Origin of the sequence: Povalibacter uvarum (genome assembly GCF_014202975.1) — a bacterium.
GTDB lineage: Bacteria > Pseudomonadota > Gammaproteobacteria > Steroidobacterales > Steroidobacteraceae > Steroidobacter > Steroidobacter uvarum.
Map to the genome: position 1 here is coordinate 214,851 of NZ_JACHHZ010000007.1, position 26,511 is coordinate 241,361.

Annotated in this window: 30 protein-coding genes; 14 read left to right on the forward strand and 16 right to left on the reverse strand. The window is 62.6% G+C overall.

What is annotated here, in order from left to right; genetic code table 11:
* Window positions 1-2: 2 nt before the first annotated feature.
* Complete coding sequence (locus HNQ60_RS26120) at window positions 3-791, forward strand: HAD family hydrolase (RefSeq protein ID WP_407676470.1); 789 nt, start codon at window positions 3-5, stop codon at window positions 789-791.
* Between the two features lie 16 nt (window positions 792-807).
* Here the strand turns inward: HNQ60_RS26120 and HNQ60_RS26125 are convergent, their stop codons facing one another.
* The 3 genes from HNQ60_RS26125 to HNQ60_RS26135 form a co-directional block, all read right to left on the reverse strand.
* Entirely contained in the window at window positions 808-2,052 is a 1,245-nt protein-coding gene (locus HNQ60_RS26125; RefSeq protein WP_184335745.1) for an FG-GAP repeat protein, read from the reverse strand.
* A gap of 127 nt (window positions 2,053-2,179) precedes the next feature.
* Window positions 2,180-2,659 (reverse strand): hypothetical protein, encoded by a 480-nt coding sequence (locus HNQ60_RS26130; protein ID WP_184335746.1) that lies wholly within the window; start codon window positions 2,657-2,659, stop codon window positions 2,180-2,182.
* The gene (locus HNQ60_RS26135) at window positions 2,656-4,098 is read right to left on the reverse strand and encodes an FAD-binding oxidoreductase (protein WP_184335747.1); all 1,443 of its coding nucleotides are present in this window, start codon (window positions 4,096-4,098) and stop codon (window positions 2,656-2,658) included. The genes HNQ60_RS26130 and HNQ60_RS26135 overlap by 4 nt, the downstream gene beginning before the upstream one ends.
* Before the next feature lie 127 nt (window positions 4,099-4,225).
* Between HNQ60_RS26135 and HNQ60_RS26140 the strand changes: the two genes are divergently transcribed.
* From HNQ60_RS26140 to HNQ60_RS26155, 4 genes are all read left to right on the forward strand, one after another.
* Window positions 4,226-4,969: a helix-turn-helix domain-containing protein gene (locus HNQ60_RS26140; RefSeq protein WP_184335748.1), complete on the forward strand. Its 744-nt coding sequence runs from the start codon at window positions 4,226-4,228 to the stop codon at window positions 4,967-4,969.
* Window positions 4,970-5,095: 126 nt separating this feature from the next.
* Window positions 5,096-5,869 (forward strand): FTR1 family protein, encoded by a 774-nt coding sequence (locus tag HNQ60_RS26145; RefSeq protein WP_184335749.1) that lies wholly within the window; start codon window positions 5,096-5,098, stop codon window positions 5,867-5,869.
* A 121-nt stretch (window positions 5,870-5,990) separates the two neighbouring features.
* Window positions 5,991-6,350 (forward strand): hypothetical protein, encoded by a 360-nt coding sequence (locus tag HNQ60_RS26150; protein ID WP_184335750.1) that lies wholly within the window; start codon window positions 5,991-5,993, stop codon window positions 6,348-6,350.
* Between the two features lie 187 nt (window positions 6,351-6,537).
* Complete coding sequence (locus HNQ60_RS26155) at window positions 6,538-6,705, forward strand: hypothetical protein (RefSeq protein ID WP_184335751.1); 168 nt, start codon at window positions 6,538-6,540, stop codon at window positions 6,703-6,705.
* 16 nt (window positions 6,706-6,721) lie between these two features.
* On the opposite strand, the gene HNQ60_RS26160 is transcribed toward HNQ60_RS26155, so the two are convergent.
* Window positions 6,722-7,114: a cupin domain-containing protein gene (locus tag HNQ60_RS26160; protein ID WP_184335752.1), complete on the reverse strand. Its 393-nt coding sequence runs from the start codon at window positions 7,112-7,114 to the stop codon at window positions 6,722-6,724.
* A gap of 108 nt (window positions 7,115-7,222) precedes the next feature.
* Window positions 7,223-7,636 (reverse strand): nuclear transport factor 2 family protein, encoded by a 414-nt coding sequence (locus tag HNQ60_RS26165; RefSeq protein WP_184335753.1) that lies wholly within the window; start codon window positions 7,634-7,636, stop codon window positions 7,223-7,225.
* A 296-nt stretch (window positions 7,637-7,932) separates the two neighbouring features.
* Between HNQ60_RS26165 and HNQ60_RS26170 the strand changes: the two genes are divergently transcribed.
* Both HNQ60_RS26170 and mddA read left to right on the forward strand, forming a co-directional pair.
* A complete protein-coding gene (locus tag HNQ60_RS26170) occupies window positions 7,933-8,526 on the forward strand; it encodes a hypothetical protein (RefSeq protein WP_184335754.1) in 594 nt (197 codons plus the stop codon).
* 2 nt (window positions 8,527-8,528) lie between these two features.
* Window positions 8,529-9,329, forward strand: a complete 801-nt coding sequence (gene mddA / locus HNQ60_RS26175; protein WP_184335755.1) for a methanethiol S-methyltransferase — start codon at window positions 8,529-8,531, stop codon at window positions 9,327-9,329.
* Window positions 9,330-9,391: 62 nt separating this feature from the next.
* Here mddA and HNQ60_RS26180 read toward each other — a convergent pair whose 3' ends face one another.
* Window positions 9,392-11,254 carry a transcriptional regulator gene (locus tag HNQ60_RS26180; protein WP_184335756.1) on the reverse strand — a complete coding sequence of 621 codons (1,863 nt, stop codon included), beginning with the start codon at window positions 11,252-11,254 and terminating at the stop codon, window positions 9,392-9,394.
* Window positions 11,255-11,352: 98 nt separating this feature from the next.
* Between HNQ60_RS26180 and HNQ60_RS26185 the strand changes: the two genes are divergently transcribed.
* Window positions 11,353-11,841, forward strand: a complete 489-nt coding sequence (locus tag HNQ60_RS26185; RefSeq protein WP_184335757.1) for a cytochrome P460 family protein — start codon at window positions 11,353-11,355, stop codon at window positions 11,839-11,841.
* 45 nt (window positions 11,842-11,886) lie between these two features.
* Here HNQ60_RS26185 and HNQ60_RS26190 read toward each other — a convergent pair whose 3' ends face one another.
* The 4 genes from HNQ60_RS26190 to HNQ60_RS26205 all read right to left on the reverse strand — a co-directional run bounded on the left by HNQ60_RS26190 (window position 11,887) and on the right by HNQ60_RS26205 (window position 15,828).
* Window positions 11,887-13,437: a S10 family peptidase gene (locus tag HNQ60_RS26190; RefSeq protein WP_184335758.1), complete on the reverse strand. Its 1,551-nt coding sequence runs from the start codon at window positions 13,435-13,437 to the stop codon at window positions 11,887-11,889.
* Complete coding sequence (locus HNQ60_RS26195) at window positions 13,434-13,985, reverse strand: hypothetical protein (RefSeq protein WP_184335759.1); 552 nt, start codon at window positions 13,983-13,985, stop codon at window positions 13,434-13,436. The genes HNQ60_RS26190 and HNQ60_RS26195 overlap by 4 nt, the downstream gene beginning before the upstream one ends.
* A gap of 26 nt (window positions 13,986-14,011) precedes the next feature.
* Window positions 14,012-14,677: a class I SAM-dependent methyltransferase gene (locus tag HNQ60_RS26200; protein WP_184335760.1), complete on the reverse strand. Its 666-nt coding sequence runs from the start codon at window positions 14,675-14,677 to the stop codon at window positions 14,012-14,014.
* A gap of 134 nt (window positions 14,678-14,811) precedes the next feature.
* A complete protein-coding gene (locus HNQ60_RS26205) occupies window positions 14,812-15,828 on the reverse strand; it encodes an AraC family transcriptional regulator (RefSeq protein WP_184335761.1) in 1,017 nt (338 codons plus the stop codon).
* Window positions 15,829-16,066: 238 nt separating this feature from the next.
* Here HNQ60_RS26205 and HNQ60_RS26210 point away from each other — a divergent pair, with 238 nt between their 5' ends.
* Both HNQ60_RS26210 and HNQ60_RS26215 read left to right on the forward strand, forming a co-directional pair.
* Window positions 16,067-17,377 (forward strand): glycosyltransferase, encoded by a 1,311-nt coding sequence (locus HNQ60_RS26210; RefSeq protein ID WP_184335762.1) that lies wholly within the window; start codon window positions 16,067-16,069, stop codon window positions 17,375-17,377.
* Between the two features lie 180 nt (window positions 17,378-17,557).
* Window positions 17,558-18,271, forward strand: coding sequence for a hypothetical protein (locus HNQ60_RS26215; protein WP_184335763.1), 714 nt, complete (start codon window positions 17,558-17,560; stop codon window positions 18,269-18,271).
* A gap of 51 nt (window positions 18,272-18,322) precedes the next feature.
* On the opposite strand, the gene HNQ60_RS26220 is transcribed toward HNQ60_RS26215, so the two are convergent.
* A complete protein-coding gene (locus tag HNQ60_RS26220) occupies window positions 18,323-19,324 on the reverse strand; it encodes a helix-turn-helix transcriptional regulator (protein WP_184335764.1) in 1,002 nt (333 codons plus the stop codon).
* A gap of 85 nt (window positions 19,325-19,409) precedes the next feature.
* Between HNQ60_RS26220 and HNQ60_RS26225 the strand changes: the two genes are divergently transcribed.
* Window positions 19,410-20,009 carry a DUF1579 domain-containing protein gene (locus HNQ60_RS26225; protein WP_221304471.1) on the forward strand — a complete coding sequence of 200 codons (600 nt, stop codon included), beginning with the start codon at window positions 19,410-19,412 and terminating at the stop codon, window positions 20,007-20,009.
* Window positions 20,010-20,055: 46 nt separating this feature from the next.
* On the opposite strand, the gene HNQ60_RS26230 is transcribed toward HNQ60_RS26225, so the two are convergent.
* Window positions 20,056-20,655, reverse strand: coding sequence for a hypothetical protein (locus tag HNQ60_RS26230; RefSeq protein WP_184335765.1), 600 nt, complete (start codon window positions 20,653-20,655; stop codon window positions 20,056-20,058).
* 98 nt (window positions 20,656-20,753) lie between these two features.
* The gene (locus HNQ60_RS26235) at window positions 20,754-21,794 is read right to left on the reverse strand and encodes an MBL fold metallo-hydrolase (RefSeq protein ID WP_184335766.1); all 1,041 of its coding nucleotides are present in this window, start codon (window positions 21,792-21,794) and stop codon (window positions 20,754-20,756) included.
* A gap of 230 nt (window positions 21,795-22,024) precedes the next feature.
* Between HNQ60_RS26235 and speB the strand changes: the two genes are divergently transcribed.
* On the forward strand, window positions 22,025-22,834 hold the full coding sequence (gene speB / locus HNQ60_RS26240) for an agmatinase (RefSeq protein ID WP_184335767.1): 810 nt from the start codon (window positions 22,025-22,027) through the stop codon (window positions 22,832-22,834).
* A 21-nt stretch (window positions 22,835-22,855) separates the two neighbouring features.
* Here the strand turns inward: speB and HNQ60_RS26245 are convergent, their stop codons facing one another.
* From HNQ60_RS26245 to HNQ60_RS26255, 3 genes are all read right to left on the reverse strand, one after another.
* Window positions 22,856-23,542: a PEP-CTERM sorting domain-containing protein gene (locus tag HNQ60_RS26245; protein WP_184335768.1), complete on the reverse strand. Its 687-nt coding sequence runs from the start codon at window positions 23,540-23,542 to the stop codon at window positions 22,856-22,858.
* Window positions 23,543-23,863: 321 nt separating this feature from the next.
* Window positions 23,864-24,808 (reverse strand): DUF808 domain-containing protein, encoded by a 945-nt coding sequence (locus HNQ60_RS26250; protein ID WP_184335769.1) that lies wholly within the window; start codon window positions 24,806-24,808, stop codon window positions 23,864-23,866.
* A 39-nt stretch (window positions 24,809-24,847) separates the two neighbouring features.
* Window positions 24,848-25,411, reverse strand: a complete 564-nt coding sequence (locus HNQ60_RS26255) for a dihydrofolate reductase family protein (protein WP_184335770.1) — start codon at window positions 25,409-25,411, stop codon at window positions 24,848-24,850.
* Between the two features lie 166 nt (window positions 25,412-25,577).
* On the opposite strand from HNQ60_RS26255, the gene HNQ60_RS26260 reads away from it, so the two are divergent.
* On the forward strand, window positions 25,578-25,982 hold the full coding sequence (locus HNQ60_RS26260; protein WP_184335771.1) for a nuclear transport factor 2 family protein: 405 nt from the start codon (window positions 25,578-25,580) through the stop codon (window positions 25,980-25,982).
* A 158-nt stretch (window positions 25,983-26,140) separates the two neighbouring features.
* Complete coding sequence (locus tag HNQ60_RS26265; RefSeq protein ID WP_184335772.1) at window positions 26,141-26,443, forward strand: hypothetical protein; 303 nt, start codon at window positions 26,141-26,143, stop codon at window positions 26,441-26,443.
* Window positions 26,444-26,511: the final 68 nt, after the last annotated feature.

Genomic DNA, 26,511 nt, shown 5'->3' on the forward strand with positions numbered 1-26,511 from the left:
AGATGCTCGTATGCGATCTCGATGGAACGTTGCTCATGTCGGGTGAGCCTTTCGACCCGCGTGACGTACATGCAATGCATGAGCTTGGCGAGAAGGGCGCGGTTCGCGCGATAGCCACCGGCCGTGCGCTCGCCACCGCGAAGAAAGTGATCACGGCGGAATTTCCCATCGACTATCTGATCTTCTCTTCCGGCGCCGGCATTCTCGACTGGCGTTCGCAGGAGTTGCTCGTGTCGCACACGTTGCAGCCCGATGATGCGGAGCGTGCCGTGCAGACCTTTCTCGCCCATGAGCTCGACTTCATGATCCATGCGCCGATCCCCGGGCAGCACATCTTTCATTTCCATCGCACGGGGAACGCGAATCCCGATTTCGAACGGCGACTGGCTCGCTATGCCGCGGATGGTCGTGTGTTCGAACAGGGTGCGTGGCGCAACCCGGCGAGTCAGTTGCTCGCCGTCTGTCCCGGCGGCGACCCGGCTGAACCCTTCGAGACGCTGCGGCGAGAGCTTCCGGATCTGAGCGTGATCCGCGCCACCTCTCCGCTGGATGGCCGCAGCATGTGGATCGAGGCGTTCTCTGCCGGTGTTTCCAAGTCGCAGGCTGCTGCGTGGATCGCGCGGACTTGCGATATCAGCAGCGAGAACGCGTGGGCGATCGGCAACGACTACAACGATTGGGATCTGTTGCGTTGGGCAGGCAGCGCCGCGGTCGTGACGAATGCGCCAGAGGCGATGCGGGCAGAGTTCACGACGGTGAGCTCATTGAACGAATGGCTCGGGTCGCATTGAGCTCTGCCGCGCGTACTCACTCGCATTCGAAAGGAACCGACGGTGGCGCTGTTCCGAGTCGTGGCAGTTCATAGGGACGAACCCAGGCGCCGGGCTTCGAGAAATCCCGATACGTGAGAATCGCCGCGTTCCCCGCGACCATCGCGTCCTGGACATTCAGGCATCCCATTCCGGCTGCGGCATACCACTGACCGTTGCGACGCTCGTAAAGCACTGCTGGCGGTGGATCGCGCGGCGGATAAGCGATCGGCATGCCGACATCGATCAGCAGACGCGCTCCCGAGAGGCTGACGGATTCACCGAAGCGCACCGGAAGATCGAACTCCGGCGGCATGGGTTCGTGCAGCAGCATGCCGCGCTCCACCCAGGGACTGTGATATCGGCCGAATGTATAGACAGCCCCAGGCAGCCGCGGATCGCGCGGATTCGGTTGGTCTGGCGCTGAGACGACGATCAGGTTGCCGTCGAAAGCGAAGGAGCTGCCGAACCCATCGCCCGGTGCCGTGCCCGTTCCCATGAGTTTTTGTCCCTGCGTCCACTGCGTTCCGGTGCGCTCGAATGTGTAGACCGCGCCGCGCCCACCGTCGGCATCGGGATCGACCATGAGCGCCGTGCTCTTGCGCAGCGCGAGGCGATTTCCATACACCGGTGCGATCTGTCCCTGGTGGACGAACTGCTCGCCGGTCTTGCGTGTGTAGACGTGAACCTGCTTGTAGGCCGTCGCGGCGTTGCTGTATCGCGCAAGAATGAGTGCGGTGCCTTCATGGAATGCAACATCGATGATGGTCACGCGGATGTAGTCGGCAGGCGTTGGCAGGACGATCGTCTGTGCATGAGTCCACACGCGGGAAGGACGAGTGAAAACATAGACCGCACTGGGATTGATGCTGCTGCCGCCGCTGATCAAAAGCACGCGGCCATCGATCGCCGCTGGCGCTCCGAAATCATGATAGGTCGGAGAAGGTGGAGGATCCGGCGGTCCGTCCTCGTCGGGATTGAACAGGACCTGAGTGCCCGCCCACACGTTCGGTGCGGTTCGCGTCCACACCTGGGCCACGCCGCTGCTCGATGTTTCGATCGCAACGTTCTCCTGCATCGCCACGATGGAATTCCAGCAGTAGACGTCATAGCAGATGGGCAGCCTGCTCGTGATCGTCGCGGGTGCGATGATCGGTAACTGCTGGGCGAGCAGAGGGGCCGGCAGCAGCAGAGTGAGGAAGCAGAGCGAGCGGCAGCCGCGGACGATCGTCTGGAAACACATCGCGAACTCCTTTCCCTGTCGCGGGCGTGATCCTGATCTGCAGTGGTGCGAATGCGGAGTGTGATCGTCCGAGCGTTCCCGTCACGGGACAATGCGTATCCGCCGCGCCAGCGCAGCGCAGGGTAAATCACGACAACGGTGAGCGAAGATCGCCGACAAGCTGCGCCGATGATGTGGTGGCGAAGTGCTCCGGCCGCGCGAGCGTGTAGAGGAACATCGCGAGTATCCAGTGAAACGCGATCGGAATGCCGCCTGCCGCAAGGGCATTCGGCGCGCCCAGCGCGAACTGAATGCAGAGCCGCGAGGCCATCACCGCGAAGTACAGCAAAGCAGAGACTCGCATCCACTGCCGCGCGCGCGAAGACACTGGCCACGAGATGCGTCCCTGCATCGTCGCGATGGCTGTCATCACCATCAGCAGGATGATCTGCGCCGGCAGGAGCAGAGGGTAAGGCAGCAAACCCGAGTACCAGTCGTCCATCGGCGGCAGCCAGGGCGGCGCGAGCAGCAACACTTCGACCTGGCCGAGAACACGCAGCAGAAACAGGATCAGGCACACCCACAGAACGACGATGCGTTCGCGGTCGATGTACGCGGCCGTGTTCATTTCATGCCCTGGAGTTCGCGGCGATAGTGTCGATACCAGTCGCTCTGGAAAGTCTCCTGCGGATCGAAAACGCGCTTGGCCTTCAGGAATCGCAGGAACTCCGGATAGCACGCGAGCAGTTGCTCCGCGGTTGCGTGTCGATGGTAGGTGAGGAAGAAGCTGCCCTGATGGTGGATGGCGATGTCGATGAGACGACGGAAATGGCTCGCGGAGCGGTGAATGCCCTTGAGATCGTGATCCACATGCAGATTGAAGATCACGCACGCGCAGGAGGCTTTCGCCCAGGGCAGCGCGGTTTCTTCGTCGCGTTCGATCAGTCGGACCGTGCCGTAGATGAGGTCGACTTCGTGCTCGAGAAAGTCGCGGCGCACATCATCCATGAACGCGACGAGCCGGTCCTTCGGCACGTACAGTTCGGTGATCATTTCGGAGCCGGGGACGCGCGCATCGCACACGCGATCCAGACGTCCGTGATAGTCATCGAGATACAGGCTGAGCTGGTGGGTATCGCTCCAGTACATCTGCCCGGACGAGCGAAGATAGAAATCCGCGAACTCGTTGAAGGCGCGCAGCTTGTTTCGATGCGCGAGATAGATCAGTCGACGCCAGTCAGCGGGCGACAATCGGACCTGGTGATCGGGAACGATCGTCTCGGGTTCGACGGGCCGATAACACGAGAAGACGCCGCGGCTGAGAAATCGCCGATCCTCGGGCGCCGTCGAGAACTGGAAGTCGCCGTAGAGGTAACCGCTGCGGATGCGCCGGTCGAAGGCTTCGCCGATCTCGGCGATGTCGCACAGGCCCACGATGCGTTGTACTTTCTGTCGCGGCACCAGACGGATCGTTGCCGAAGTGACGACGCCGAAGAGGCCGTAGCCACCGACGACGTGACGGAAGAGCTCCGTGTTCGAATCGCGATCGCACTCGACGACAGATCCGTCGGCCGTTACGACTTCGAGACTCTCGATGTCGGATACGAACGGGGCGCAGGTCAGGCCGCGTCCGTGAATGTTCGCGGCGACGGCGCCGCCGACCGTGAGGCGATCGGCGCCGGTCTGTTTCTGGCGAATTCCCCATTGCGATGCACTGCCGTGCTGGGCGATCACATAGTGGCGAATGAGCTCGGGCCATGTGATTCCGGCCTGTACCTTGATGTGACCGCGCTCGGCGTCGAACCCGAGTATCTGCTTCATGCCTCGCATGTCGAGTAGCCACCCGTCGGACGCGAACTGCTGGCCTCCCATTGCGTGACACGATCCGCACACACTCATGGACTCATCACGAGCACGCGCGAGCTGCACAGCGCGAACGACATCTTCAGTGTGCTTCGGAGTGAGGTGACCCCGCACCGTCGTGGCATTCAGGCGCGAGTGAGTGTCGTTGTGGACCAGCGCGGGGCGTTCGATCGTCGCGGTTGCGGCTCGAAGTTGCGTGACCATGCCTTTCTTCTCTGGTGGCGGAGGGCGCGCCGAAGACTGTGAGCATGGAGTGGATTACGCAACTGGCGATGATCTAGTATCGGAAGGCGATACCACAGGCGGCACAGCCCGCGACGGGAAAGGGCAGATGAGCGAATCAAAGCAGATCGTGGCGATGCTCAAGCGCAGCCTGAAGGCGCGCGGCATGACGTACGCCGACCTCGCCAGTCGCGTCCGGCTCAGCGAAGCGTCGATCAAGCGCATCTTTGCGCAGGAGACGTTTTCGCTGGCACGGCTCGAGCAGATCTGCGGCGCGCTCGGGATGAGCATTGCCGAGGTAGTACAGATATCGGCGCCTCAGCCGCTCGAGCGGCGCCAGCAACTCACCGTCGACCAGGAGGAGGCGTTGGCCAGCGATCCGCGGACGCTTGCGACTTTCCACCTGCTGCTGAATGGCTATGACTCAGCGAGCATCGCCGCCGAGCTCGGGCTCAACGACCGGGACCTGCGTCGCCTGCTGGTCAAGCTCGATGCGGCGAAGCTGATCGAGCTCGGAACGAAGCTGAAAGTTCGGCTGCGGACGTCGAACGTCATTGCATGGCGATCCGACGGGCCGGTCCGTCGGGCCTACGAAGAGCAGGTGAAGGGCGAGTTCTTGCGCGCTGCCTTCCAGGACAAGGACGAGCTGCTGAACTTCGGCTCGGCGGAGCTTTCGGCTGCATCGGTCAACATCATCGTCCGCAAGCTCGAAGCCCTCGCGCGCGACTTTGCCGATCTGGCGGCGCTCGATGCCAGCCTGCCGGGCAGGGATGAGAAACGCAGCATGGGACTGATGCTGGCGATGCGGCCGTGGGTGTTCTCGATGTATGCGGGGCTGCGCCAGAAGGGCTGATACCGCGCCGCGATTGATCGAGATCAAGGCGAAGGCGTCGCCGGTCGGCTGCAATAGCGCGCATGCATGCTCCTTCAGGACGCTCCTGGAGCGGGCAGGGCATCCTGCACTTTGGGAGTCGCGGCCATGCTCAACGCTTTCATGTTCACGCTTCGAGAAGGTATCGAAGCCTTCCTGATCGTCGCGATTACGCTTGCTTACCTGAGGAAAACCGGCCGCGCGAAGCTGGGTCGCGCCGTCCATCTCGGGGTCGCCGTTGCGCTGGTGGCGAGTTACCTGGCATCGCTGCTGTTCGCGCGAGCGGAGAATCGTCCGCTGTGGGAGGGCGTGCTGGCCCTCGTGACTGCTGTGCTCGTCGGTACCTTCACGTTGCAGGTCCTTCGCACGGCAAAGTTCATGCGGCGTGATATCGAAGGCAGGATCGAGCACGCGGCCCTGCAAGAAGGGGCCTGGGCGTTCGTCGGGGTTTTCGCATTCACTGTGTTGATGATCACGCGCGAAGGCATGGAGGCGGCGCTGCTGCTGTCCGCTTCATTCATGCAGAGCGGAGCGCGGCTATTTTTCTATGGGGCGACAGGTGGGCTTCTGGCTGCAGCGCTGCTCGCTCTGCTCTGGAGCAGATTCGGTCACCGCATCCATCTGGGACGCTTCCTCCAGGTTACCGCCGTGTTCCTGCTGCTCTTCCTCGTGCAGCTCCTGATCTATGGATTCCACGAGATCACGGAATCGGGCCTGCTTCCGATCGACAACACCTACTGGCATCTGGTGACGGAGCCCTACGGGCCCGAAGGCCGCTACGGTCATTGGCTCACCTATGCGCTCGTCGTGCTCCCTCTCGGCTGGTTGCTTTCCGTCTCCATCGGTGGTGGCTTTTCGCGTTCGACACAGGTGGCGCGGTAGATCGTCGCGTCGCTGACCTAACTTTGCACGCAAAGCGCGTCCCAGCTGATCTGGATCAAGTGAGCCTTCGACCGCGTTGCCTACGATGAATCGTACTCAACAAGATACGAAGGAGATGCTCATGAGACTCAAGACTTCATCGGCGATCGCTTTGCTGGCGCTGGCTGCGGTACCGCTGGGCGTCCAGGCAGGCGATGTCGCACAGGATGCCGCGCTCGACGCCTGCGTAAAGGCATTCACCACGACGTACATTCCCAATCATGTGGTGCGGGACACCAAAGCGAACATGTCGGCCGTATCTCCCGCGCTGAACTACTACAGACCATCGAGTTACACGATCGAGTTGCGAGCGCTTGGAGTAAAGAGCGGCGAGACGCTTGCCCGCGCACGCTGCCAGGTTGATCGCAACGGCGTCGTTCGGGTCGAGAGCCGCGACACGAAGTACACGGTGACCGCGAAGGAAGCGGAAGTGACGGATTGATGCGCGTGCGTTCGCGTGAGATCAGCCTCGCATGTGCCGTGCGAGGCTGATTGCCCGTGCTCCGGCAGGGCGATGCCCGACGTGTCGACCGAGCCGGGATGTACTTACAGGGCGACCTCACCCCATCTGCGGTATTCTCTCCCGAGCCGCTCCGGCGCGGTGCCGCAAGATGTCAGGAGGAGTTCCGATGGCGACCAAGAAGAAGTCGACGAAGAAGCAAGCCCCGGCGGCCAAGGTCAGCTGGGCGGACACGATGAAAAAAGCGCTGGAGAAGAAGAGTCCGGCCGGCGGCTTCCCCGATCAGGGCAAACCGCGGGACTCGAAGGTCAAGCAGCTCAAGCGGACGGTGTACTGAACGCTGCTTCGCCGCGTCAGTCCGAATCAACGAAAACCGTCTCCGCACGCAGTTTCTCGAAGCACAGATTCACCGTCCGGCCGACGCCGCGAGTGCGATGACGCGTCATCGCCGGAATCGTCACGCACTGCCAGGGCCGCAGCTGCAACTCGCGCCCGGCCTCGCCATTCTCGAATTCAATGACGAGCAGTCCCTCCACGACCAGGAAGAGCTCGTCCGATGTCGGGTGAAAGTGCCAGCGGTACACCTCCTCGAACACGGCGAGGCGCAGGCAGCTGTCGTTCACCCGGTTGATCACCATGTTCCGGTAGCGCTCGGTGACCGCGGCGCCTTCCGCGAACAAGTCGACAACCTTGAGTGCAGGATATCGAACGGGCTCCGACGTGTAGTCGTCTGCTGTGACCTGCATACGCTGCTCCTCTGTCATGCAGGAGCAGCGTAGGTTCCGGTCGGGCAGGAGAGAAGCAACTCTTCGTGTCGCCGATCCATGACCTCAGGTCATAGTTGCGCCCCGCCGTCAGAGCGTCTGGCGTTCGACGTAAAGAATGTTCGTGATCCTGCCGTCCTGCACCTGGTACACGGTGAGTTCTTCGGCGGTCTTGCCATCAGGCCTGCCCGTAACCCGGTCGCGCACCATCACTTTGTCGGCCAGCGCGATCAGCTCCACTATTTCGATCTTCAGATTGGGCGCTGCAGCGAACGCCTTCGTGTACACCTCCCGGTTGTGCTGGAGCCCTTCGGACGTCTGTTCGCCCGGAAAGCGGAATTTCCGGATCGCTGGCGAGTAGAGCGCAAGGAACGCATCCAGATCGTGACGATTGGCCGCATCGGTGTATTCGCGGACGACCTGTTCCGGTGTCTTCGCGGGTTCCGCGGAGAAGCCGGCGGCGGAAACGAGCAGCAGCGAGCAGAGGGCGAACGAACGGATCATGGGAAACCTCCTTGAATGAAGCCGAGAGCGCGAGTCGTGCGGCTTTATCGTCGATCGGGGCCGGGCGGGCTGTAATCGAATGCTACGAATCGTTAGCGGCTCACCGGCGGCCGCACGTTCGAGCGGTCAAGTAGCGCATGCCCGAAAGTGCAGGGAACGGGCGGCCTGAGCGCCCGTTTGCAAACCCGTAGCTAATCCTGACCTCTTCATGAGGACTCGTGAGCGTGCTCCCGGCTGTAGTCGACGCACGGGAGACGAATGGGTCGGCTCCCGATCCGCTACACGAGGTCGTGATCATGAGCAGCATCAGATGGAGTGTCCTTCTTTCCGCTTCGGCTCTCGCCGTGACCCTGGTCGGTGCCTTGTCGTCCCCGGCAATCGGCAACCATTCGACCGAAGGGCATGGCCACGGGGACGGGGCGTCGAACAAGCAGCCTTCCGGCGAACTGGTCCGGGCCGTTCGTGACAGCACGCGGCGTTTCAAAGACATCAACCAGGCCAAGGCCGCCGGCTACCAGCTGCTCTTCGGCTGCGTAAGCGGGCCCGACGACGGTGCGATGGGCATGCACTACGTCAACCTGGAGCTGGTGGCGGATGGTGTGCTCGATCCGGCCCGGCCCGAGATTGTCATTTACGAACCGCTGCCCAATGGCGGCCGCCGCCTGATCGGCGCGGACTTTCTCGTCTTCGCCGAAACATGGCATGCGACCAATACGGCCACGCCGCAGGTCATGGGTCAGCTCATGCACCTGATCGACAGCCCGAACCGGTACGGCCTGCCGGCGTTCTATACGCTGCATGTATGGGCATGGAAGTCGAGCCCGACGGGCGCTTTCGTGAACTGGCACTCCGATGTGTCCTGCGAAGCGTTCGAGGGTGAGGAGCAGTGACCATGCCGGTCGTCATCTATCGCACCAGCGCGTTCCTTTTCAGCGTGCTCAGCTATGGGGCGTTCCTGCTGGTCTTTCTGTACCTGCTCGCCTTCCTGGGCAATCTGCAGGCGACATCGCTGGCGGACGAGATGGCGATGCTCGCAGCGCTGGTGCCGAGATCCATCGATCTTGGTCGCGACATGGGCTCGCCGGCATCCGCGATCCTCGTGGATCTCGGGTTGCTGGCGCTCTTCGGCCTGCAGCACTCCGTGATGGCCCGGCCCGGCTTCAAGCGCGCATGGACGCGAGTCGTGCCGAAGGAGCTGGAGCGAAGTCTCTACGTGCTGATCGCAAGCGCGGTACTGGCTTTGCTGATGTGGCAGTGGCGACCGATTCCGACACCGGTGTTGTGGCATGCGAGCGCGGACTGGGGTGTCGCGCTCGGCTGGTCAGTCATGGGTGCCGGCGTCGCGGTGCTGCTGTGGGCGACATTCCTGATCGACCATTTCGAATTGCTCGGGTTGCGTCAGGGCTGGAGCACATTGCGCGGCAGGGAGCTTCATGCTCCCGCGTTCGTGACGCCGTATCTCTACAAGATCGTCCGCCATCCGCAGTACCTGGGCTGGCTGTTGATCTTCTGGGGTACGCCAACCATGACCGCGGGCCATCTGCTTTTCACGGCGGGCATGAGCGGCTACATCCTCGTGGCAATGCGGTTCGAGGAGCGCGACCTTGTGGAGAACATCGGTGAACGCTATCGGCGTTACCGCGAGGAAGTGCCGGCGCTGGTGCCGTTGCCTGGCAGACGATTCGACGGCTAGCGACGTATCGACCAGCCTTCCCTCGCCGCGGGGAAGGCTGGATCGAGATTCGCAGAGAGCAGCTAACTGGCTTGGCTGTGAGCAGCGACCATGCTTCGAAAGTTGTCGTGGCAGCTCATCGCCTTGGTGCGAATGCGCTGAAATTCCGGATCGTCGCGCAGGCGCTTCCATACCGGATCCCGGTCCACCGCCGGGAAGGAACAGAAGTTGGTATCGACAGCGCGCTCCAGCATCTGCAGCGCTTCCTGCGGTCGCCCGCAATACAGGAGCATCGGAGCCACGGCATAGAAGGCTTCCGGATCGCCGGCACCTGACCATCGGCGCATGAAGTCGCCGACAAACGCATCCAGCACTTCGCCGCTCGCTCCTTCGAGGCACGGCTCCATGAGTCGCCTCGTCTCATCGTCGGCGGCTTGTCGGGTGATGCGCAGGGCGGCGTTGCGATCATCCAGTCGCAGGTAGTACAGAACCGTTCCCCACTGAAAGATGTACGAGCCCTCATCGAGCGCCAGCCAGCGCGTTACTCGTGACAACTCGCCATCGTACATATAGGTATAGCCGCACGTGCGCAGACGGGGATCCTGCGGATCGAGCTTCAGCGCAAGCTCGCATTCGCGCTGCGACTCCTTCAGCAGGCCGCCATAGCGGTAGACGTACGACGACGCGAAATGCGTTTCCGCGTGCGAGCCGAAGCGATCCAGCAATCGACGCGCTTCCACGAACGCGTTTTCCAGGTCGCCGGTTTCGGAGAGGTGAGTGACGATTTCCCGGGCGGCGGAGATCAGTTCAGGATCGAGCTCCAGTGCCTTGCGATGCGCAGCGAGGGATCGCTGTCGGGCCGGCGCGCCGCCACCGCCGTAGGTGCCGTAGTCGTAGTAGCGCAAACCCAGCGAGTACCAGGCGCGGGCAAAATCCGGCTCGAGTGCAACGACATGCTCGAGCATTTCGATTGCGCGCTCGGTGGGCTTCGGTTGCTTGGGAAGCGCGATGCTGCGGAGGTAGAGCTGATACGCCTCGCCGTTGGTTGGGATCGCCGCCGGCGCGGCGGTTGTCGACGCGCCGAGAGCCGGGAGCAGCCCTTGCCGTACGCCTTGAGTGATGAGCCGGCGCATCGCCAGCAGATCGTCAGAAGGCACCGTGATGCGGGTCCTCCAGACGACCCGGTCGTACTCTACCTGCTGAGCCTCGATCGCGAGGCTGAGTTCGTTGTCAGCTTCGAGGTAGTAGCGGCCGCTCACGATGTGATCGACGCCGCGTGCCCGCGCCGAACGCAGAGGATCGTCCGCATCCAAATAGTCGAGCGGGCGGACGGCGAGGTCTCGCGACTTGGTCAGCAGGGTCGCGATCTCATCGGGCAGTGCGAGCGCCAGATAGTCCAGTTTGTCGTCGCCAGCAGCGTTCTCGAATCGCAGCACCGCGACGCTGGTGAGCGACGATGCCGCCGTGGTCTTCCACCACCACGCAGATCCGGCGAGTATCGCCACCAGGAGCACCAGCCCTGCGGCGGGCAACGCCCAGCGTTGACGGCCGGAAGGTTGTTCGCCGCCTGGTCGTGGGGTTTCCTTACCCGATGCCGGAGCATCGATCCTCTGCACCGGCGCTGTCAGCCGGTAGCCGCGCTTCGGGATCGTTTCGATGATGCGATGCGTGCGGTCGTCGCCGAGGTGATGGCGCAGTTCGGAGATGCAGTTGGTGACCGCCTGGTCGGTGACGACGACATTGCCCCAGACTTGTTCGTTCAGCGTCTCGCGCGAGACGACTTCACCGGCCCGTTGCGCCAGGCACACGAGAACGTCCATGACCCTGGGTTCGACGCGCGCCTCGGTATCGCCGCGGACGATGCGATTCTGGCGGGGTTCGATGAGGCACTCGCCGACGCGGAATCCGGCTTGCAGGTCCTGGGATTGCGTTTTCCGGCTCTGCATGCCTGATCGTGTCCGAATGTGGCCGGTGCTGGGCCGACGACCACCGTAGGATACCGCCATCGTACCCCTCGGCGATTGTTCATTCGGGAGCCCGTCAAATGAAGCGTCCTGCAGTTGTACTGGTTGCACTGGCAATAGGCGCCTTCTGCGCGGGGCAGTTCGCGCTGGCTGATGAGGAGGCCGTCCCGTATCCCGAAAACTTCCGGGCCTGGTCGCATGTGAAGAGCGGCGTGATCGGTCCGCAGCACGCGAACTTCTCGAGCATGGGCGGCATCCACCACGTCTACGCGAACCCGCGGGCGATGGACGGTTATCGCACGCGACAGTTTCCGGAAGGATCGGTCATCGTGTTCGAATGGCTCGAGTGGGCCGAAAAGAACGGCAGCATCGAAGAGGGGCCGAGGCGCCAGGTCGATGTGATGGTCAAGGACTCGCAGCGTTACGCATCGACGGGCGGCTGGGGATTTCAGCGCTTCGTGAAGGACAGCAAGACGGAACTCGCGGCATCGCCGACACCGCAGCAGTGCTTCGCCTGCCACGACAAGCTGAAGGTCGACGGACTCGTGCTCAGCAAGTATCGCGAGTGATACCGGACTTCGGGAAGGACGGGCCGACCCGTCCTTCCCCGGCTTTCAGTTCGCGTTCGCGTCGATGAATGCCGCGGACGTGTCCCTGAACTTCTGCATCGACGCCGGATGCACGTACATCATGTGGCCGGCTTCGTAGTATTCGATCTGCACGTTGCGGCGCAGCTCGGACGGGATGTTGAGATGCTCGATGGCATGCGTGACGGTGCCGTACGGGCATGCCAGGTCGAAGTAGCCCTGCTGGACCAGCACTTTCATCTTCGGATTCATCGTCATCGCATACGACAGGTCGGCAAGCACGCTCGCGAACGGCAGCTTGAAGCCGTTGGAGTCGGGCTGCACATGGCCGAAGTCCCAGTCCTTCCAGAGACCGGCCGACAGGATGTACGGCTGGTCGGAAACCATCTTGAGCTCGCGTCGTGCATAGTCGTTGAAAGTGGCAACGACGGCGGGAGCGATCGCGGACGCGTACGGATCGAACGCCGTGGTTTCCGCGAGCCGGTTCGGCATGCCGCCGACGAAACGTGAATCGATGCGGCCGACAGTAATGCCGCGCGAGCGCAGCAGTTCCTGCAGGAACCGGTTCTCGTCCATTCGCATGTTCGCCTTGTCCCAGTACGCGGCGCTCACTCCTGTGTAGCGCTCGAGCCCGGCGAGAACGGCCTGACGCTCTTCCGCGGTTGCGCGTGAGCCTTTGAAGAGCACCGGTGCATAGACTGTCTCCGCCCAGTTTTCGACTTCGCGCAGGAACGGTTCGAGCGCGGGCGGCTGCGGATTGAGCGCCTTGTGATACCAGGCGGTTGCAGCGTAAGTGGAGAAGAAGTTGACCGTGCCTTCGTCCACCGACAAGCCGGCCGAGCCAGTGGCGAAATCGAGGAAGGGCGATACGAGCATGATGCCGTTCAACGCGACGTTGTGACGCGTCAGCAGGTCGTACGTGACGCCGCCGGTGCGAATGCCGCCGTAGCTTTCGCCGAGCACGAACTTCGGGCTGCCCCAGCGGTTGTACTCGCCGAGATAGCGCACGATGAAGTCCGACACCGAGCGGATGTCGTTGTCGACGCCCCAGAAGTCCTTGCCTTCGGCTTTGCCGACGGGTCGCGAGAAGCCGGTGCCGACCGGATCGATCAGCACGATGTCCGCGCGATCGAGCATCGTGAACTCGTTGTCGACGATCTTGAAAGGTCCGCGCGTGTTGTTGGCTTCATCTTCCAGAGCGGTGCGACGCGGACCGAGAATGCCCATGTGCAGCCACGCCGATGCCGAGCCCGGGCCGCCGTTGTATGCAAAGACGATAGGGCGCGTGCGCGTGTCCTGCCCCTGACGTACGTACGCAGTGAAGCCATAGAGCGCGATAGGCTCATCCTTGTCGTTCTTCATCAGCAGCGTGCCCGCCGTCGCCTCGTAGTCGAGTGGCTTGCCGCCGACGCGGATCTGGTGGCGGGTCACCCAGACTTTCGCTTCGGGAATCGGCTTCTCTTCCTTCTTCGTCTCGCCGCTGGTCTTTTCGTCAGGCGCTTCAGCGGCGTAAGAAACAAGTGGCGCAATGAGCCAGAGTGCTGCCGCACAAGCAGCAGCGAGACGGGCGGGCTTCATGAAGGGACCTCGGACTGAGCTGGTGTCAGTCCAGTATATGAAGCGGCTCCAGGCGTGGGAACAGCCGCGCGAAGCTCAGTCGATCCAAGGCGCTCCTGCATGTCCCGGATCACGACCCTGTGCATGGCGGAGATCGTGCGGCCTACGAAGTACCTCGCGATGTTCCAGCCCGGCGAGAGGAACTCGTAGCGCGTGACCATGTGTACCGAGCACGAGCCGTCGTCGTGCGCGGCGATGCTGATCGTTCCGCCCCGGAGCGCAATGTTGCGGCAGTAACGGATCGTGTGTTCGATGATGTCGAACTCGATCCTCTCTCCCGGTACCAGCTTCGTGATCCTCTTGGCGAGATAGCCTCCGTCGCTGTACATGCAGCGCGAGGAGTCACCGACCTTGCCGTAGCAGCCGGTGGTTCTCAGTGGTACGGGCAGGACGCTGCGCAGGAACCATGAGGGCTTCCGGCGGATGTGCTCGTAGAAGCACACCGTCTGCCACGCTTCATCGGGAGTGCAGGCGAGGTGACCGGCGGTCTGAACTTGCAACATGGTCATGAGTGATCTCCGGATCGAGTCGGGGGTCAGTGGGTAGTGGCGCGGGCGCTGAAGAATGCGAAGCAGCCGATCAGCTCGACTGTGTGCTCGACGTAGCGGGCAGCGAGCGACTGGCGCAGTTCCTCTGCTGTATCGCTCATGCAGTTGATGACGCGCAGGCCATTCAATCCGCGATACGCGAGCCGGCGTGCGGTGCGATCCGGGATTGCATCGTTGACGAGCGTGAAGCCGAAAATCCTTGCGCCGCTGCGGCAGATCGGTCGCAGGGAGTCGAAGACCCGGCACTTCTGCGCCATGTCGCCGGGCAGGCAGTGCAGGATGCCGCCGAGGGCAATCGAGTCGAACGGATCGATGCCCACGAGTGGCCGGCATGCGTCGCGCAGATAGACCTGCGGTCGATACCGGGCGAGGCGGTTCGCAGTGAACTCCAGGCAGTTCGGTTGCAGGTCGATGAGCCCGATCCTCGGTTCGGGCGTATCGAATCCGCAGCGGTCCAGGCAGTAGCCAGTACCGACGCCGATGTCCGCGTGGTTACCAGTGACGTGCTGGCGGTAGTGATCGATGAAGGCTTCGGCCGGGCAGTCCCAGACATACCTGGCCAGGACGCCGACGATCAGCGGATCGTAGAGGTGCAGGCCAAGGCGCGTATAGGCCTTGATGCCGTCACTGGACGCATAAGAGGCGGCGGACATTGGATTCCCCATCGGCTGGCAACGATGGGTGAATCCTGCGGGTGGGGCCGAGAGGCCGGCTTCCGGATTGATCAGTCCGGATCAGAAAGTACCGATGCCTTCCTGGTTCAATGACTTGCGATGTTCCTGGAAGATCATTCCGGAGTCCGGAGGTTCATCTTGCGGTAGTCGCCGGGCGACTGGCCGGTCACTTCCCGGAACGCGGCGTAGAAACTCGACTGCGAGCGGAAGCCCGTATCCATGCTGATGGAGAGGATCGACTGGGAGGGCGCCGACAGGAGCAGTTCCTTCGCTGCCGCGACCCGCCGTTCGCGGACATAACGCGAAAACCCCACGCCGATGCGGGCGTTCACGAGCTCGGAAAGCTGGTGGCCGGAAACCCCCAGCTCGGACGCCAGCGTCGACAGGCTCAGGCTCTCGTTCTGGTAGACCTTCGGATCGCTCATCAGCGACTCGAGCTTCTTCAGAGTGGCATCGACATCCACATCGCGCAGTGTCGACGCGCCATAGCGCGCGCGAGCTGCTTCGGTCACTTCAGCCAGCAGATCAGGGTTGGCGATGAGCGCTACGACCATGATCGCGAACGCGGCGCCGATGGCGTTGCAATAGAAGAGATAGAAGTAGTCGTGATCGATGTATGGAATCGCGAAGCCAAGCGCCAGCACGATGATCGCCATCGCGGACATGACGGCGAAATAGAAGATCTCGAAGCGAAACTGTCGGCGCCGCGCGCGCAGCTCGTACACGAGATTCGCGAGCCACAGCGAATAGCCTGCGCCGAGCAGGAACAGGATCGGCAGCGAAATTTCGAGGCGCGGCAGGAAGACGAGCAGGACCGGCACGAGATGCAGCAGCATGAGCGGCCGGAACGGCTCGCCCGGGAGCACAGCCCAACGACCGAAGAAATAGAACGTCGCCGGCGCCATGAACAGCGCCAGCCGGTAATAGAAGAAATGGAGCGGTTCCTGCGCTGCGGTGAAATAGCGCATGTGGCCGATCTGCAGCGCCGCCAGCGCACCCAGGAGGACGGCGCACGAGAGAATCGAATAGGCCGATTTGTTCGGCGTCTCTATGAATCCCACGTACGCGAGCAGCAGCAGGGCTGCGATGACGATGGAAAATCCTGCGACGGCGAGGCTGACTGTTTCCATCGACGCGGCTGCTCACGGTGCGGGATTGGGTGCGGGATTGCACGAAGGCACTGTACACGCTGGCGTCGCTTCCTTCCCAGCGCAAACCAGAACCGGAACCGCGGGAATTGCAACATCCGCATTCACACGAATGAGCCGGCGACGGCGCATCGGTTAGCATGGCGATCGAGATGAAGGTGTGAAGCAGGCATCGCAGGGGCGGTGCCGATTCGTGCATCGGGCACGAAAGGGGAGCGATATGCGACTGTCGATCGTCACCTTCGGGAGCGAAGGCGACACCCGGCCGCTGGCGGCACTGTGTCGCGGTTTACTGGATCGAGGCCACGACCTCACTCTTTTCGCCGAGCATTCCACGCTCAGTCTGCCGCGAAGTCTCGGCATTCCCTGCGAAGCTCTTTCAGGCGACGTCCGGTCGGCATTGCCGATCGCGGATCCCCGCCAGGACCTGCATCTCTCCGACGTGTTTCGGTCGATCAAGGCGGTAAACGCCGTGATCGCTGAGAACAGCGCATCCTGGTTGCGAACCGTCGCGCCTCACGCGCGTGAATCAGATGCGATTCTGTTCTCGAGTCTGGGTTCGGGCGTCGGCGGCGCTCTCGCGGCGCAACTGCACAAGCCGCTCATCGGTCTGTTCTTCCAGCCCATCACGCCGACCCGCTGTTTCTCATCGCCGATGCTCCCGCCGATGAACCTGCCCGGGTGGGCCAATCGGCTGACCTTCAAGCCCGCGCATGCGCAGGCGTGGAAAATATGCGGCCGCCCGGCACAGGAGGCTCGACGCGAAGTCTTCGGTACGCGCGACGACACGAGGCTGCGATTCGATCATCCGATGTTGTTTGGCGTCTCGCGCGAGCTCGTGGCGCAGCCTGATGACTGGCCTGACGATCATCGCATCTGCGGGCACTGGTCGCGCACCGACGTCACTTGGCAGGCACCGGGAGACTTGCTCGAATTCCTCGCGGCGGGCGAGCCGCCGATCTATGCGGGCTTCGGAAGTCCCTCGGCGTTCATACGTCGCAAAGCTCTGGGTGCGCTCATCGACGCGGTCGCGGGACGTCGTGCTGTCTTCTCGCCGGGCTGGAGCAGGATCGACGCGAGTGTGCTGCCGAAGAATTTCTTCATCGTGCGCGATGTGCCACATGAGTGGCTGTTCCCCCGGATGTCCATGGTCATTCATCACGGCGGCGCAGGCACGACGCACACCGCTGCGCGCGCCGGCGTTCCGCAGATCGTGTTGCCCATCGGAGCCGATCATCATTTCTGGGCGCATCGGATCGCATTGCGCGGTGCTGCGCCGAAGTATCCGCGCAACGGACGTTTCAGCAGCAAGGCCGTCGCTGCCCTCATCGACTTCGCGCAGCGTGACGAAACAAGAATGTGCGCCCGCGATCTGGGAGCGGCGATGGCTCGGGAAGATGGCGTCGGCAATGCGATTCGTGAGATCGAACGTCTCGTATCGCCGCAGGCAAGAAGTCATGAAGCTCTCCGCGTCGACTCACGCGCGCGAGTGGCCGCGAAAGGATTGTGGTTCTCGATCGCGACCGATTGAGAGCTCTGTCGCCCGACATGCAGATCGCGTCAGCGTTGACATGTCTCCCGGCGCAGACATCGCGCTGCGAATTGCAATCGACGCTGCAAAGTTGTGTGAGATCGTCACGAAACGCCGGACGTCTCGAATGAACGTTGCTAGTCTCGCCGCCGCGTAAAAACCAACGCCACGGAGAGGATTATGCAAGGAACTATCTTTCGTGCCGCGCTCGGTGTCTGCATGCTCGCAGCCAGCTTGGGCGCCACTGCTCAGACCGTCGCGGATGTAGGCGATCCGGATTCCTTCGGACGATCGGTCACGTACCTGGGGCTGGTTCAGACGAAGGCGGTATATCTCGAAGCGGACTGCTCGGTGGTCACGGACCCAGACGGCCGATGCATTACGCTCCTTCCGGCGCCGGCGACGACGCGATTCGACGAAGCCAATCTGGGAACGATGCGACTGCCCGCTTACGCGACGCGGACGCACCTGTGCTACCAGCTGAACGCGAACGTGCTGTACAACATGTTCAATCCGAGCTCGACCGCGAGACCGGCTTCGTTCTTCGGTCGCGCAACGATCGAGATCGAGAACACGGTGCTCAACAACCCGGCCCTGGTCGATCCCAACACGGGCCTGCCGTACAACGGCAAGATCAGCTTTACATTGTCGGCCAATACCGAAACGTTCACCCTTGCCCCGTTCGAACAGAAGTTCAAGAGCGGCTGGGAGAACCGCAACTGCCTGGGCGGACTCATCAGCCGGCGCGGGCTGATTGGAACCTATGGGCTCACGTCCGCGCAGGCTGCTGAGTTCTTCCGCCGGCCGATCACGTTGAGATTCGGCGCGACCGGAGGTGGTTACTCGGTCGAGTACGGCCAGTTCTTCTACGGCATGCGAATCTACGGCGATTGACGGAATGCGAGGCGGAGGTACGGCCCGAGTGCCGTGCCTCTGTCTCGATACTCAACGCTTCCGGCTTCTCGTCGTCTGTTTTGGGTTCTTTGCGTAGAGCGTCGACAGATTCGCGATCGATTGCGACAGCGCCTCGCGCAACGAGTCCGGAGCGACCAGCTCTGCATCCACGCCCAGCGACAGGATGTCGCACACAGCGTTCTCCGGGCCTTCGAGCGGAATCTGCACGGACGTCCAGCCTTTCTCGTCCGGCGGCGAACGCGTTCTCTCCGCGGCCTGCTTGACCGCGACGCTCAGCTTCCCCAGCAACTGGAAACCGCGCTCCGACACTCTCACCGTCGCGGTAACCCGGTGCAGGCGCGCATTGAACTGCTCGACTGAATCCGACCAGTACGCGGGCAGGTCGAAATTTTTCGGGCGAGCGAAAGGAGTGTTCGTCGGCTCCAGCGACCGGATCGACGAAACGAGATACGTGGCAGGCGATGCTTTGGAGCCCAGCGCGATCAGGTACCAGACGCCCGCCTTCAGAACGAGGCCGAGCGGTGCGAGGTCCTGGACGCTTTCCCTGGTCCAGCTCTTGTATCGGACGACGACGCGGCGTTCGCTCCATACTGCATCCGCAAGCGCCGGCAGCGTCTGCGGTCTCTCGATGGGCTTGAACCAGCCCGCGGTGTCCAGATGGAATCGCGTTGCGACGGTGTCCGCACTGCGACGGCGTTCCGAGGGCAGCGCTGCGTCGATCTTTCTTCGCGCGGCCGACATCGCATCGCCCAACCCGAGATCCGCAGCTGCTTTCGGTAGTCCGAGCAGGAAGAGCGAGCTCGCTTCCTCCACTGTCAGGCCCGTCAGCTGCGTCTTGTACCCGTCCAGCAGTTGAAAGCCTCCGGCCGAGCCGCGGTCCGCAAAGACGGGCACGCCTGCGGCGCTGAGCTGATTGATATCGCGATAGATGGTCCGGACGGAGACTTCGAGCTCCTGCGCCAGGACGGTCGCGTTGATCCGCCCCTTGGCTTGCAGCAGCAACAGAATGGACAGCAGTCGGCCCGCGCTCATCTCGATAGTTTCCCGTACCATCCTGACACGCGTTGTCAGGTATGCCCGACTATAACGATCTCCGTGACCACCAACGGAGATTTTCATGACTCACCGTCTCGTCGATCCCAGCCGTCGCGATCTGCTGGCAGCCGCACTGGGCGCTTCCGGAGCGATGCTGCTGTCGCCCGCGATTCAGGCCGCTGCCTCGGTCTCGGAAAAACCCGATCCCGTGTTCGCAGCGCATGCGAATGATTGGAGCTGGCTCGTGGGGAGTTGGTCGGTGCGCCACAGCCGCCTCAAGGATCGACTCGCTGGCAGCACCGAATGGGAGGAGTTCACCGGTACGTGCATCAACTGGGCGTTGATGGGAGGCCGCGGCAACGTGGACGACAACATCCTGGACTTTCCTTCCGGCCGTTATCGCGGTGTCGGCGTTCGCGCGTTCGACGTCGAGACCCGTCAATGGTCGATCTGGTGGATCGATTCGCGACGTCCCGGAATCGAGCCGCCGGTACGCGGTGGATTCGCCGATGGTGTAGGAACATTCATCGGCGACGACACGTGGAAGGGCAAGCCTGTGAAGGTGCGTTTCCGCTGGTCGAAGATCACACCGGCTTCAGCGCATTGGGATCAGGCGTCTTCGGGCGATGGCGGCGAGACGTGGGAGACGAACTGGCACATGGATTTCACGCGCACTGCGTGACCGGATCTGTGCGGGTTCCGACTGTGGGTCCGACTTCAGTCGGACGTCAGCGCGGCAGCGCCTTCGTCAGTTCGACGAGCTGTGCACGTCCGTCGTTCGTCAGCATGTACTGCGTGACCTGGTCGCCGAACGTGAGCTGGGCGCTCAACTGACCGGCGCTCCCGATCTTCGCGAGCGTCGCAGTGCCCATCGGGAAGTACCACCACTGCGAGGTGCTGGAGAACGACGGGCCCAGCGGTTGCGACATGCCCAGCCTTTTCACATCGAGCTCCGGATTGCGCAGCTCGATGGATTCGCTGTCGACCTTCAGGATCAACTCCGGCGAGGCGCCCGTCAGTTCCTTCGGCACCAGCCACTTGAGCACGGCGAGGTATTGCACGTGAGTGCCCATGCGATTCACGTCCACACCGTGCAGCTCGATCAGGTCCAGTTCCTGTTCCTTGTGCTTGGGCGAGTTCCGGTCGCGCCGCCATCGATCGGGTCCGCGCGACGCGGCGTTGACGAGATCGATCGACGTTGCCACCGTCGTGACGGTGACGGCCGTTTGTTCATCGAGGTACTGGCGCGGTGCGGTCGGCGGGGCGGTAGTAGCGCAGCCACCGAGGACAGCGAGCGAAAAGAGTGCAACCAGCTTGCGCATCGACATCGGGGTCTCTCGTGATCGGGCATCGCGCTTCGACATGCCGATGATGTTCGGCTGCCGCGCCGTCCGCGGTCAACTTCCGGAGGTCGAAGCGGCTTTTTTTAGGGGGATTTCCCTGATCGGACCGGGTAGCCCGCTTCGCGCCAGGCCTTCATTCCACCGTCGAGCGCAGCCGCGCGCTGAAAACCCATCTCGCGCAGCGTTGCGGCCGCGAGCGTGGAGATCCGGCCGAACTCGCAGCAGGCAACGATGCGGCGCGTCGGGTCGGGCAGGTCCTGGTTGACGCGCAGCTCGAGCTGGCCGCGAGGCAGATGCTTTGCGCCGGGCACGTGAGCTTCCTCGTAGGCTTCGCGCTCGCGTACATCGAGAATGACGAGCTCGTCAGAACCGGCTTCGACACGCGACTTCAATTCCGCCAGCGACATGAATGGCACGGTGGCTGCGGCGCGCGCGAGCATCTGTGCGACGGTCTTGCCGCCGCTCATGTTCGTTCGCAATGCTTCGGTGATGTGCGTGGGCATGTTCAGGTTGAGATTGTTCATCATCGCGATGAACCCGGCGCGATCGCGCACCTGAAGGCGTGGGTTGTTCGCGGCTTCATCGCCGATCGTCGAGTGCGTGCGATTCTTGTATTCATGCGCCGGGTAGACCTGCAGCGCCGGATCGAGTCGCAGCACGCGCTCGAACAGACTGTCGTACAGCGCATCCGGATCGCCGGTCGGCAGATCGGTGCGGCCGGTGCCGCCCATGAGCAGCGTATCTCCCGTGAAGACGCGATCTTCGACCACGAGGCACATCGAATCACGCGTATGCCCGGGCGTGTGGAGCACTTGCAGGCGCAACTTGCCGACGATGAGCATCTCGCCGTCGTCCACTCGCAGATTGACGAATGGCGCGGAACTCAGGCGATACATCGCAACGGGAATCTGCAGGCGCTGCGCCAGCTCCTGCGTGGCGGAGAAGTGGTCGGCATGCGTGTGCGTATCGACCAGATATCTGATGCGCAGGCCGTCGCGCGCCGCTGTCGCGAGGTAGCGATCGATGAGGCCGATCTCGGGGTCGATCAGCACGGCGGCGCAGCTGTCGGCGCAACCGAGAAGGTACGATCGGCAGCCTCCCGCGCTGAAAGATTCAAAGATCACGTGGGGCTCCATCGCCGCCAGAGGCGGCACTGGGCGAGGTGAGCGATGCGGCGAGTATAACGCCGGCTCGAGGAGCCGGGTCAGCCCGCGCCTCGCGCGGGCTCGACGTCAGGCCGTAGGCCCGGATCGCTTACGCGATGACGTCCGGCTAAAGCCGGACCCACAGTCTGCGGCGCCATTCATCAGACAGTCTGCTACCTTCCACGTCTATCGAATGCGAGATTCGCCCCATGACTCGAGTATCACTGCTTGGCATTCCCAATGATGAGAACTCCTCCTTTCTTCGAGGTCCGGCAGAGGCGCCGCCGCTGATTCGCCGTGAGCTCTTCTGCGATGCGTACAGCATGTGGAGCGAGACCGGCATCGATCTGGGAGCGGAGGGCAGGCTGCAGGATCGGGGCGACCTGAAATTCGAGCCCGGGCAGGATCCCTGGGAGGCCATCGAACAGGGAGTCGCTCGCGTGCTGGCGACGGGCGATTCGCTCATCAGTCTGGGCGGCGATCATGCGATCACTCATCCGATCCTGCGCGCGGTGCGCCAGCGACATCCGAAGCTCGCGATCCTGCACATCGATGCGCACGCCGACATCTACGATGCCTATGAGGGCAATCGGCGTTCGCACGCATCGCCCTTTGCGCGGATCATGGAGGAGGGGCTGGCGGACCGTCTCGTGCAGGTCGGACTGCGGACGATCAACGATCACCATCGCGATCAGTTCAAGCGCTTCAGCGTGGAAGTGATCGAAGCCGCGAAGTTCAGCGACGACCTGCGGCTGGAGTTCTCGACGCCGGTCTACATCTCGCTCGATCTCGATGGTCTGGATCCGGCGCACGCGCCGGGTGTCTCGCATCGGGAGCCGGGAGGTCTATCCGTGCGACAGGTGTTGAACCTCATTCATCGCATCGATCAGCCGATCGTCGCCGCGGACATCGTGGAGTACAACCCACGCTGCGACTTCATGACCATGACCGCGACCGTCGCCGCGAAGCTGGCGAAGGAGATCGCGGGAGCGATGTTGAGAAACGGTCGGGGATGTTGAGTAACGGTCAGAACTGGCGCGTCATCCGCAGCTGGTGCGCAGCGCCGGCCGTGTGAGGTGGGTTCGTCGCCGCTGAGCCAGCGCGAACAGCAGGAGGCCGGCTCCGAGCAACGCTGCCCCGGCGGGCTCCGGCACTTCGACACCCTCTCGTCGCAGCGAGGTGATGTCGAACATGCCGTTCAGGCCCGTCGTTGCCTGATCGAAATCCCAGTTCGTACCCCAGAACGAACCGAGGCCATAACCGAAGCGGCCTGGATCGATCGCCGAATCGGACGGCCCCGTGCGGGCGTTCAGGAGGTCGAGGCCGAACAGTTCGAGCGTCGTCGTACGCGTTTCGAGGCTGTCGGGCAGCATGTATTCGTAGTATTCGAAGAAGTTGATCGAATCCAGCGCGGCGCTGTCATCGCGATAGATCGATTGCGCGCCTTCGATTCCGGCGTAGCCAGCATCGAAGAGGAAACCATCGCCGCTGATCGATATGCGCAGCAGGCCCGTGAGGTCGCTGACGTTCTGTCGATCCGTGTCGTATGAGAACGTTCCCGTGATGGATCGCGTGCTCAGCGACTCGAGTGTGCGTTGAGTCGAGCCGTCATCGGCATTGAACGCCGTGAGCAATCCTGTGAACGAATAGGAGATCGGCACAGCGAGGGCGAGAAGCGGAAAGGAAAGAGCGATGGTCGCCGCGACGATTCGAGCCCAGATACACATACAGCCTCCGTGCGAGCACGTGCAGGATAGACGGGAGGGTTCGACAGTGCTTTACGCCGATCCGGGCGGCCATCCGGTTCGGTACGTAAGCAGTTGACCGATAACAAGGGGATTCGCGCGTCCATCGTTCACGGGCGGAGTGCGCCTTGAGCAAGATCCTGAATTCGCGTTGCGGGTGGGCTTTCCGCGCGAGATACCCACAGCGAGTTCCCTGCCCGGATAATCGTCAACGACGACAAGGGGCTGATCGAGCACTCGAATCCAGCCCTCTTTCCAAGATGACGGAAGAGGTGGCGCTGTCCGACGCTGATTGCGTCGGGCTCAGTGCTTGCGCTTCGGCACGAAATGCACGATCGCGACGATGATGCCGCCGATGATGAGACCGACGATGGAAGCGCCACCTGCGAACGCCAGCCATTCGGTGACGGGGCCGAAACCGGGAACCTGTCCCGCGAGCTTCGAAAGGTCATGGACGATATGCGGCACCGTGTTCAGGTGAAAGTGCTCGAGCCCATGCACGATGATGCCGCCGCCGACCCAGAGCATGGCCGCGGTGCCGACGAAGGCCAGTCCTTTGAGCAGATGGGGCATCGATTTGACCAGGCCCCGACCGAACGCTTTGGCGGCGGCCGACTGCCGGGCGGCGAGATGCACGCCGATGTCGTCCATCTTTACGATCAATCCGACGACGCCATAGACGGCGATGGTCAGCGCGAGGCTGACGACGACCAGGGCGCCAGCCTGGATTGCGAACGGGCGGTCAGCGACGGTCGCGAGCGCAATCGCCATGATCTCGCCTGACAGAATGAAGTCAGTGCGGATCGCGCCGGACACCTTCTGCGCTTCCAGTTGTGCCGAGCTCAACGCGAGTTCCGTCACCTTCGGCGACGCATCGACCTTGCCGGTCGTCTTGGCGACCGCCTCGATGATTTTCTCGGTGGCTTCGAAGCAGAGGTAGGCGCCGCCGATCATGAGGATTGGCGTGACGGCCCAGGGTGCGAAGGCGCTCAGCAGCAGCGCACCCGGCAACAGGAAGAAAAACTTGTTGCGCAGTGACCCAAGGGCGATCTTCCAGACGATCGGCAATTCGCGTTCGGGCGTGAAGCCCATCGCGTAGCCGGGGGTCACGGCGGCGTCGTCGACGACGACACCGATCGCTTTCGACCCGGCTTTCCCAGCCGCGGCGGTTACGTCATCCAGGGATGCGGCTGCCAGTTTGGCGATCGCCGCGACGTCATCGAGCAGTGCTGCAAGTCCTGAAGCCATTCGCAAGCGTGACGTGGCCGTGCGAGCAAGGCAAGAGGGCTAGCCTTCGCAGCCATAGGTCGCGATCACCACGCCGTTCCTCGTCGTCTTCGAATCGACCAGTTGCAGGTTCTTTGGCGATCTGCCTGCGCGGAACAGGCGGGCGCCCGTCCCGGCAATCACGGGATAGATTTCGAGTCGCAACTCATCGAGCACGCCAGCGTGCAGCAGCGATTCGACCAGCGTTCCGCTGCCGTGGATGCCGATGTTCCTGCCGGGCTGTTGTTTCATTTTTGTGAGTGCGGATACGACGTCGTCTCCGAGCAGCGTGACGCTGCCACGACCGGCCGGCCAGGACATGTTCCCGAGTGTGCGCGAGGCCACGTACTTTGCAACGTTGTTGATGTGATCAGCGAAGGGCTGGACCTCTGAAGTGGGCCAGTACCCGGCCCACTCCTCGTACGTGACGCGTCCGAGCACCATCGCATCTTCCTCCGCGACCTTGCCGAAGAAGTCCGCCAGCACTTCATCCGTATCGCGCAGCCGGACGATGGAGTCGGCAACGGCGTCGAACTGGACGACGCCATCGAGCGTCATGATCAGGTGCGAAACGAGCTTTCTCATGTCGGTGAGCCCTGGAGCGGGTGGGGAACAGCTTCTGCCTCAGTATGAAGTAGACGAACCAGGTACCGCCGGATCGACACCGGCCAAATATTTCTGTTTGGGTAAGGCACAATCGGCCGGCCCGTATGCCAACAGAAATTGCACCGTCAACGGCTCGAGGTCGTTCATGAAAACATCGATCGCACGACTCCTGACCTGCCTGGTCGGGACAGCTGTCTCGCCATCAGTCGCAGCAGACCCGCTGGACACTGCGCTGGATGCCTACGTGGAAGGACTTCGCAAGGGAGATCTCAACATCCTGCAGGGGCTATTCCTTGGCGAGGGACAGTTCTGCATGAATCGGCAGGAGGGCATTCGTTGCTCGTCATTCGCAGCGGTGCTTCCGTCATGGATCGAGAAACCGGATGCGCAAGCGGCCGGCAGAGTACGGTCGCGGGAAGTCATCGGTTCGATGGCCAGAGTGACCTACCAGCTCGACTTCAACGGCACGTCGTACCTGGATCATCTGCTCCTGTACGAGAGCGCCGGCCGGTGGCGGGTGGTCGCCAAGACGACCTGGGTCGAAAAATAGCCTTCCTGCCGCGACCCCGCCCGACTCTGCGTATGACATTCCCTTAGCGATCCATCCGCCCAACCCTGCCTGTGGTCGATGTGCGAGCGGCTTCGCGTCGGCACTCCAGCCGCGCAAGCACACTCTGTGCTGATTTTCAGGATCACCAGAGCCCTGTCGTGTTTCGTTCGCTTACTTTCTTTCCGCTGCCTTACCTGCTTGCGTCCATGGCGCGCCTGCGGCCGCTGCGGGATTTCGTCGTGCAGCGGGCAAGCACAGTGCTTTCGGCGTCCGGCGCCCTCTGCGGCATGACGGGTACTGCATTGCTTTCGGCGCACCCCGGACAGACAACGGCCGTGTTTGCGCTCTACTCGGGGTCGGCTGCCGCATGGATGACGGTCGGCTACCTGACGCGGCAGCGCTGGCTTCTCGCATCGAATATTGCCTACTTGATGCTCGCATTGAAGGGTCTGATGTTCTGAGTCGGTTACCGTCGAGGTAAACCTGGACCCCGTCGACAGCCGCGTATGGCTCGTGCGCGTCGATGCTT

What these genes read in the sequence shown, in the direction of transcription:
- HNQ60_RS26120 (WP_407676470.1), top strand. Translation starts at nt 3, where the DNA reads ATGCTCGTATGCGATCTCGATGGAACGTTGCTCATGTCGGGTGAGCCT.
- HNQ60_RS26125 (WP_184335745.1), bottom strand. Translation starts at nt 2,052, where the DNA reads ATGTGTTTCCAGACGATCGTCCGCGGCTGCCGCTCGCTCTGCTTCCTC.
- HNQ60_RS26130 (WP_184335746.1), bottom strand. Translation starts at nt 2,659, where the DNA reads ATGAACACGGCCGCGTACATCGACCGCGAACGCATCGTCGTTCTGTGG.
- HNQ60_RS26135 (WP_184335747.1), bottom strand. Translation starts at nt 4,098, where the DNA reads ATGGTCACGCAACTTCGAGCCGCAACCGCGACGATCGAACGCCCCGCG.
- HNQ60_RS26140 (WP_184335748.1), top strand. Translation starts at nt 4,226, where the DNA reads ATGAGCGAATCAAAGCAGATCGTGGCGATGCTCAAGCGCAGCCTGAAG.
- HNQ60_RS26145 (WP_184335749.1), top strand. Translation starts at nt 5,096, where the DNA reads ATGCTCAACGCTTTCATGTTCACGCTTCGAGAAGGTATCGAAGCCTTC.
- HNQ60_RS26150 (WP_184335750.1), top strand. Translation starts at nt 5,991, where the DNA reads ATGAGACTCAAGACTTCATCGGCGATCGCTTTGCTGGCGCTGGCTGCG.
- HNQ60_RS26155 (WP_184335751.1), top strand. Translation starts at nt 6,538, where the DNA reads ATGGCGACCAAGAAGAAGTCGACGAAGAAGCAAGCCCCGGCGGCCAAG.
- HNQ60_RS26160 (WP_184335752.1), bottom strand. Translation starts at nt 7,114, where the DNA reads ATGCAGGTCACAGCAGACGACTACACGTCGGAGCCCGTTCGATATCCT.
- HNQ60_RS26165 (WP_184335753.1), bottom strand. Translation starts at nt 7,636, where the DNA reads ATGATCCGTTCGTTCGCCCTCTGCTCGCTGCTGCTCGTTTCCGCCGCC.
- HNQ60_RS26170 (WP_184335754.1), top strand. Translation starts at nt 7,933, where the DNA reads ATGAGCAGCATCAGATGGAGTGTCCTTCTTTCCGCTTCGGCTCTCGCC.
- mddA (WP_184335755.1), top strand. Translation starts at nt 8,529, where the DNA reads ATGCCGGTCGTCATCTATCGCACCAGCGCGTTCCTTTTCAGCGTGCTC.
- HNQ60_RS26180 (WP_184335756.1), bottom strand. Translation starts at nt 11,254, where the DNA reads ATGCAGAGCCGGAAAACGCAATCCCAGGACCTGCAAGCCGGATTCCGC.
- HNQ60_RS26185 (WP_184335757.1), top strand. Translation starts at nt 11,353, where the DNA reads ATGAAGCGTCCTGCAGTTGTACTGGTTGCACTGGCAATAGGCGCCTTC.
- HNQ60_RS26190 (WP_184335758.1), bottom strand. Translation starts at nt 13,437, where the DNA reads ATGAAGCCCGCCCGTCTCGCTGCTGCTTGTGCGGCAGCACTCTGGCTC.
- HNQ60_RS26195 (WP_184335759.1), bottom strand. Translation starts at nt 13,985, where the DNA reads ATGACCATGTTGCAAGTTCAGACCGCCGGTCACCTCGCCTGCACTCCC.
- HNQ60_RS26200 (WP_184335760.1), bottom strand. Translation starts at nt 14,677, where the DNA reads ATGTCCGCCGCCTCTTATGCGTCCAGTGACGGCATCAAGGCCTATACG.
- HNQ60_RS26205 (WP_184335761.1), bottom strand. Translation starts at nt 15,828, where the DNA reads ATGGAAACAGTCAGCCTCGCCGTCGCAGGATTTTCCATCGTCATCGCA.
- HNQ60_RS26210 (WP_184335762.1), top strand. Translation starts at nt 16,067, where the DNA reads ATGCGACTGTCGATCGTCACCTTCGGGAGCGAAGGCGACACCCGGCCG.
- HNQ60_RS26215 (WP_184335763.1), top strand. Translation starts at nt 17,558, where the DNA reads ATGCAAGGAACTATCTTTCGTGCCGCGCTCGGTGTCTGCATGCTCGCA.
- HNQ60_RS26220 (WP_184335764.1), bottom strand. Translation starts at nt 19,324, where the DNA reads ATGAGCGCGGGCCGACTGCTGTCCATTCTGTTGCTGCTGCAAGCCAAG.
- HNQ60_RS26225 (WP_221304471.1), top strand. Translation starts at nt 19,410, where the DNA reads ATGACTCACCGTCTCGTCGATCCCAGCCGTCGCGATCTGCTGGCAGCC.
- HNQ60_RS26230 (WP_184335765.1), bottom strand. Translation starts at nt 20,655, where the DNA reads ATGTCGATGCGCAAGCTGGTTGCACTCTTTTCGCTCGCTGTCCTCGGT.
- speB (WP_184335767.1), top strand. Translation starts at nt 22,025, where the DNA reads ATGACTCGAGTATCACTGCTTGGCATTCCCAATGATGAGAACTCCTCC.
- HNQ60_RS26245 (WP_184335768.1), bottom strand. Translation starts at nt 23,542, where the DNA reads ATGTGTATCTGGGCTCGAATCGTCGCGGCGACCATCGCTCTTTCCTTT.
- HNQ60_RS26250 (WP_184335769.1), bottom strand. Translation starts at nt 24,808, where the DNA reads ATGGCTTCAGGACTTGCAGCACTGCTCGATGACGTCGCGGCGATCGCC.
- HNQ60_RS26255 (WP_184335770.1), bottom strand. Translation starts at nt 25,411, where the DNA reads ATGAGAAAGCTCGTTTCGCACCTGATCATGACGCTCGATGGCGTCGTC.
- HNQ60_RS26260 (WP_184335771.1), top strand. Translation starts at nt 25,578, where the DNA reads ATGAAAACATCGATCGCACGACTCCTGACCTGCCTGGTCGGGACAGCT.